At 63.7% G+C, this 6190-nt stretch carries 5 protein-coding genes and 1 tRNA gene; 2 read left to right on the top strand and 4 right to left on the bottom strand.

From position 1 onward, the window contains the following. Positions 1–54: 54 nt before the first annotated feature. Positions 55–127: transfer RNA gene (locus ETD83_RS38270), tRNA-Thr, on the top strand. A gap of 68 nt (positions 128–195) precedes the next feature. On the opposite strand, the gene ETD83_RS44060 is transcribed toward ETD83_RS38270, so the two are convergent. The 4 genes from ETD83_RS44060 to ETD83_RS38250 all read right to left on the bottom strand — a co-directional run bounded on the left by ETD83_RS44060 (position 196) and on the right by ETD83_RS38250 (position 2914). Then, positions 196–594, bottom strand: coding sequence for a tyrosine-type recombinase/integrase (locus ETD83_RS44060; RefSeq protein WP_138650086.1), 399 nt, complete (start codon positions 592–594; stop codon positions 196–198). Then, positions 476–1354, bottom strand: a complete 879-nt coding sequence (locus ETD83_RS38260) for a site-specific integrase (protein WP_138650085.1) — start codon at positions 1352–1354, stop codon at positions 476–478. The genes ETD83_RS44060 and ETD83_RS38260 overlap by 119 nt, the downstream gene beginning before the upstream one ends. A gap of 973 nt (positions 1355–2327) precedes the next feature. Next, positions 2328–2570: a hypothetical protein gene (locus ETD83_RS38255; RefSeq protein WP_138650084.1), complete on the bottom strand. Its 243-nt coding sequence runs from the start codon at positions 2568–2570 to the stop codon at positions 2328–2330. Between the two features lie 53 nt (positions 2571–2623). Beyond that, entirely contained in the window at positions 2624–2914 is a 291-nt protein-coding gene (locus ETD83_RS38250) for a hypothetical protein (protein ID WP_138650083.1), read from the bottom strand. A gap of 1732 nt (positions 2915–4646) precedes the next feature. On the opposite strand from ETD83_RS38250, the gene ETD83_RS38245 reads away from it, so the two are divergent. Then, positions 4647–6113 carry a pentapeptide repeat-containing protein gene (locus ETD83_RS38245; RefSeq protein WP_138650082.1) on the top strand — a complete coding sequence of 489 codons (1467 nt, stop codon included), beginning with the start codon at positions 4647–4649 and terminating at the stop codon, positions 6111–6113. The last annotated feature ends 77 nt before the right edge of the window (positions 6114–6190 follow it).

The raw sequence follows: 6190 nt of genomic DNA, 5'->3' as shown, positions 1-6190 counted from the left end.
CCACACACCCCCGCACAAGCCCCCACCCAAGTCGACTACGATGCGGACGAGCCCGCCGGCGTAGCTCAATTGGCAGAGCATCTGTCTTGTAAACAGAAGGTTAGGGGTTCAAGTCCCCTCGCCGGCTCCCACACCAGAGGCCCCTTCCGCCTTCGGAAGGGGCCCTTTTGCTAACGGGTTTGCTAACAGCGGCGTCTATGCAGCGCCGTCGATCCTGTCCGCGAAGATCGTCGCCGCTTCAGCAAGCTGCTCGTTGACCACGTGCGCGTACACGCGAAGCGCGACGGCCGGGTCAGCGTGCCCGAGCCGAGCCGCCACCACATGGACCGGAACGCCCGCCAGGAGCAGCGTTGTCGCGTGGACGTGCCGAGGGTCGTGAAGCCGAGCGTGCGGCAGCGGCTCGACGTCCTCAGCCTCGTTGTGCTTCTTGATCAGCGAGGCCATTAGGGATGACACGGTGTCGGGGTGGACGGGCTCACCCCATCCGGTAACGAATACGTAGCCGTCCGCCTCTTTGTCTGCGCCTTTCCATGCCTTGCCGAGCTTGAGCTTGTCGGCGAGCTGGCGCTTGCGGTGTGCCTGGGGGATGTCCACGGTCCCAGCGCCGATGCTGACCACGCGGGACCGTCCGCTCTTGGTCCTCCCCTCGATGCGCTCGCCGGCGATGAACAGGCGGAGCCCTTGATCTGGACGGACGCGTCGTCCAGGTCGACGTCGCGCCATCGCAGGTTGAGGAGTTCCCCACGCCGAGCACCCGTGTAGGCGGCGAGCCGGAAGAGGCGGACAACCGGTGCCCCGTGACCGCGTCGAGAAATGTTCGGAGCTGCGTCGTCGTCCAGACCTCCCCGGGCTCCCCATGATGAAGCCGAGGCCGCTTAGTACGTTCCGTGGGGTTGGACGGGATCAGCTCATCTACCCGAACCGCATCGCCGAATGCTTTCCGGAGCACTGAGTGCACGCGTGCGACTGTTCGGGGCGAGAGGCCGGTGCCGCGCCGCCCGCCGGTGGTGACGAGGTCGCGGTAGAGCTTGGTGATCTGGCCGGGCCGGACAGCCTGAAGCCGCAGGCAGCCGATGTTGGGCTTAACGTGCCGTTCGAGTAGGTATCGGTAATTGGCCAGGGTCTTGGGCTTGATCTCGACCGCGTGAGCGTCGATCCACTCGTCGAGGTATTCGCCCACGGTGATGGTGTTGCGGTCGATGTAATCGCCGCGCCGGGCCTTGACCCGTGCTTCGTCGCGGGCTTCCTTGGCCGCGTCCTCGTCGGGGAATCCGCCGACCCACTTGGGTTTCGAGATGCCGGTTTCGGGGTCGGTGACGCCGATGACGTAGGACCAGGTCTTGCAGCGCTTCATGACCCCGTCGCGGAGCTTGGGCGTGTTCTTGGCGGGCTTGCTCTTGTTGGTGGGCTTGCGCGGCTCTTCAGGTTGGCCAGGGCGGTTTTGGTCATCAGGCGGCAGCCTCGTCCATCAGGGTGTTGATGTAGACGGTGAGGGCGTCGAGGGGACACGGCGCGAGCCGTCGATAACGAGACCGGGTGGAACCGGCGCCAGGCCCAGAGCCCGGCCGCCGCAGCGGCCAGGGCTCCGAGCACCAGCGACACGCCGGGGGCTCGTGCACTATCGGAGGCTTGCTGCAATCGCGCTCCATGTACGGCCGCCCGTGCGCCACCCAGCCAGCGGCTTTACCATCGTGTCCTCATCGCCCCTACGAGGGTTCGCAACATAACTGGGAAAAGGCGGAGGTAGCCATTTCTGGTCCTCATTGCCCCTACGAGGGTTCGCAACGCGTCCTCGGCGCACAACGTGAACGGCGTGCGCAGCTCCAGTCCTCATCGCCCCTACGAGGGTTCGCAACAAAAGAGGCCACCCGAGGAAGGAAGCGGCAACGATGTGTCCTCATTGCCCTTACGAGGGTTCGCAAATCCAGGCCCGAGGGCGAGCCGGAAGTCGCTTGAGCGGGCTCGAACCAGGGGGCTGCGCTGCCCCCTGGACCCCCGCGAGCCGGGGCACTCGTTCGCTCGAAACTGTCTGTCATAGCGTGCGCGCCGTTCGCGCGAACGAGCACCCCGGACCGGTTGCGGTCGGTGCGAGTGCTAACAACAACCCTGGATGATCTTGGACACCTGTGGACGTTCGGGGGAGTGCGGCGCTGGTCAGTGGGTCTTTACGGACATGCCTAGACTTGTCTGATCTTGCTTGTAAACAGAAGGGTAGGGTTCAAGTCCCCTCGCCGGCTCTTGCAGGTCTGGCCTCTGTTTCGATGTTTGAATGCGGGCCTCTCTGCGCCCGGGCCCGGGGCGAAAGTGTTCCCAATGTGTCCACGTGGTCATGATCTTGTCTTCCGCTTCTTCTTCGCGGCCAGTTCGGGCGGCGGGGTGAGGATGTGCTGAGGAGCCTCATCCTGAACGGCCTCACGGACTTGGGTGTACAGGTCCTCCGTGATCCGCGTGTTGGAGTGCCCCAGCTGGTCGCTGGCGGCCTTTACCGCCAGGTCCGCATCTGGCCGCCTGGAGCCGCGGTGGTGGGCGCCGGTCGCCGGACGGCTGCGCTCGGCCGCACCTTGCGCCATCTCCGCTGGCCGCCGCCCGTCTGCCTGTCACGGGGTGCGGTGTCACGCCGGGCTCAGTCTCCGAAGAACCAGAGTTGGCTATGTCCGTGCCGGCTTGTGATCTCGCACAGCCGTTTGAGGTCGTCCCGTACCACGGGGACCAAGGGACTGCTCGTCGGCAAGTGGTCGAGCTCTGCGAGTAGTGAACGCACCTGCGAGCTGTTGAACATCGTGTCGGCGTACGGCAGCAGATGTCCGAGCAACGGGACCAGGTCCCGATCCAGCTCCCATATCCATGAGATGTCGATTCCGTGACTGCCTCGCGCAACGATCGTGCCGAACCGCAGGACACGGTAGGTGATCACGGTCGTGATCGTCCCACGGGTGCGTGCGGGAGTACCCTGCGGGCAGGTCTGTTGGTTCCTGTCGGTCTGCGCCGGTACTCTGCGGGCAGGCCGACCGTTGGAAATGATCACTTGCCGCGCCGATCTCCGGCTCAAGTGCGCGCCCGGCTTCCGCGCCGGTCCCGCAGGTACAACCTCGCCATTCCAGGGCTACCCGCTTCCGTTCATCGCCAGCTCCACGACTACGAACTGAGGAACGACCTCGAGCTTGGAGAGGTTGCGGAGGCTTACGATCGCTACAGAAGGTTCGCCCTCCGCCGCGGGCCTGACAAGCGGCTAAGCAGTATGAGACTAAGCCCGGATTACGACTGGCGGACCTGTCCGGACGACCCCCGCACCATGCTTGAACTCGCACTACGAAGCCTCAGCCCGCGAGCAAGGCGTCACTTTCGGAAGTTGCTCGACCCTCTCGATTCGGCTTACCAAGGCTGGTCTCTCAACGACCCGTTCGCACCACCCGACCACCCCTGGTGGCTACGACGGATCAACGGCGTCGAGTAGGACCGAACATTGGATCGCTCCCGTCACGCGGCTGGACGTTGAGGAGTTCGCCCTGTTGAGAAAGCGCCGCGGATTGGCAGGGTTGAGCCAGGTCGGGCGGGTTTGGCGGTGGGAGCTATGAATCCTCTTCTCAGGAAGAGGACCTTCCCGGGCCCTTGCGCTCAGCCTGCCCTTGAGTTCGGCGAAGCATAATATTGTCGATCTTGTTGGTAAACGCATGTAGCGCCCAGGTGGGAAGTAGGCATGCCAGGACAAAGGTCACGATGGCGGTGATTGCGCCGAAGGCTGTAAGCCCGGTGTCGACCGCGATTGACCCGAGCGCTGCACCGCCAAAGAGTGTCCATGTCAAAGCAAAATAGTAAATGACTCGCACTGCTCGGGCGTGTCGCGAGTAAAGGGTATTCAGTAGAAGAGCTTCCCGAGCGAATTCTCGCAAGGGTGTGCGCGTGACGCTCCCTTTGTCAATGAGGCGTACATTGCAGAATAGATGGTTTCCAGATCGACCTGAGCAGTCCTTAGTGCCCATGCGTTCTTGTCATGTGAATCAAGTCGCTTATAGGTGCTTACCCATGTGTCAATAAAGGCGACCCGTTCTTGAGCCTGGCGCAACCTCCGCTGTTCGCTGCGCATTTGGCTGCGATCTTGTAACCAGAACCCGAGAATGCCGAGAAAGAACGTGATGGTGGGTCCTGCTAGCGCACCCAGTAATTCTGAATTCATCGCATCATTCGTGGCTCGTTGTCTTCTAGGGCGGACTTGGCGGCGATCGCATCTTGTGACTAAAGGGCTGCTTGATTGATCGCCATGCTAGTTGACAATCGCTGAAGGATCCCTCTCTGGCGACAGGACATGACCAAGTATTGCGATGAATTTGGCGACCTGCTGACGAGGGCAGTTTATGTCTTGGGGTTGGGTCTCAAGATATATCCCGCCTGATTTTGCCCGGGGGGCTGACCGACTCTCCGGTGTCCCTTGGCGGCGGAGCCGCAGGTGCTGTTGTTGTTCCGATCAGGTCGAGGGGGCAGGTCAGTGGCTGAAGCTCGCATGGCATTAAGGCACGGGTACGGGCTTTCCGGGTCGCGTCGTCGGATGGTTGTGCTCCGGCTGTACGCGGGGCGTGTGGCCAAGTATGGACGACCTGCGGCCTGAAGAACGACCCATGGCCCAACCGTCGCATCCCTAGCATCGGAACGTGAGTGAGGACGAGGAGCGACCGAAGTATCGGCCGGCCAAGGACGCTCACATGGCCTTGGGAATGTGGTCGATCCGCCGGACACTGGCGCTCGCGTTCACCATCGCCGCGATCCTGCTGGTCGCCGCCTGGTTTTTCCTCCACTGGCTGCTGGGCTCACCGCCAGACGACAAACCAAGGCCGTTGGACACCGCCGCACAGTTGGAGTTGCTCAAGCTTGTTTTCGCCCTGGTCGCCGGAGTCGGCGCGCTGGTCGCGTTGATCACCGCCTACCGCCGCCAACGCGTTGACGAGGCCGCCGGTGAACGAGCCGAACGCATCCAGGCCTATGCCGAGCACGACGCCACCGAGCGGCGAGTCACCGACCTTTACAGCCAAGCCGTCGAACAACTCGGACACGACAAGGCCGCCGTCCGCTTGGGTGGCCTCTACTCGCTGGAACGTCTCGCTCAAGACCATCCCCAGCATCGTCAGACCGTCGCTGATGTTGTCTGTGCTTACTTGCGCATGCCCTTCCAGCCCCCTCGGCCGGCCGCTGACCGGCAGGAAACCGAAGGCTCTCCGCGATCCGGCTCCGACTCTGACGCCGCGTGGCAAGAACTCCAGGTCCGCCTGGCGGCCCAACGGCTTCTCCACCGGCATTTGGCCACTACTCCGTCCGGCCAGGAGCATCCCGCCACCTACTGGGACGGCATGCTCATCGATCTCACCGGCGCCCTGCTGGTCGACTTCGACTTCACTCGCTGTCGGCCCGCTGTCGTTTCCTTCGCCAACGCCCAATTCAGCGGGGGCGCCGGGTTTGAGGAGGCCCAGTTCAGCGGAAGCGCAGGGTTCGAGGGGGCCCAGTTCAGTGAGACCGCGAAGTTCCGTGACGTCCATTTCGGCGAGACCGCCAGGTTCGACGAGGCAAGATTCAGCGGAGACGTCACCTTCACCAACGCCCAATTCAACGGAAGTACCGGGTTCGACAAAGCTCAGTTCGGCAGTACCGCCTGGTTCCGCGGGGCCCGGTTCGGCGGGACGGCCTGGTTCCGCGACGCCCAGTTCAGCGGGACCGCCAGGTTCGACGGGATCCGTTTCAGCGAGACCGTCAGGTTCGACGAGGCCAGATTCGGTGGAGGCGTCAGGTTCGATGGCGCCCAGTTCGGCGGAGGCGTGAGGTTCGGAGGGGTTCATTTCCGCGATACCGCGTGGTTCCGCGGGGCGCAATTCAGCAAGACCGCCTGGTTCCGCGGGGCTCGGTTCGGCGGGACGGCCTGGTTCCGCGACGCCCAGTTCAGCGGGACGGCATGGTTCGGCGGGGCCCGGTTCGGTGGGACCGCCAGATTCGACGGGGCCTTGCTCCATCACGAACCGGATTTCGCTTCCGCGACGGCCCGCCATCCGGACAGCAACCACGTCTGGCCCGATCCATGGCGCACGCAACGGGACCCTTCTGGGGAAGCCCACCTCGTCCGTGCCAGTTGATGGGTTCGCGGCGCATTGGGGGTTCTGTGACTGGGGTTCTCTTCCTATGCGGGTGGGGCGTTCACCTGGGGCGGAGG

Origin of the sequence: Actinomadura soli (genome assembly GCF_005889715.1) — a bacterium.
Lineage (GTDB): Bacteria > Actinomycetota > Actinomycetes > Streptosporangiales > Streptosporangiaceae > Spirillospora > Spirillospora soli.
This window is presented reverse-complemented; position numbering and strand designations above follow the sequence as displayed.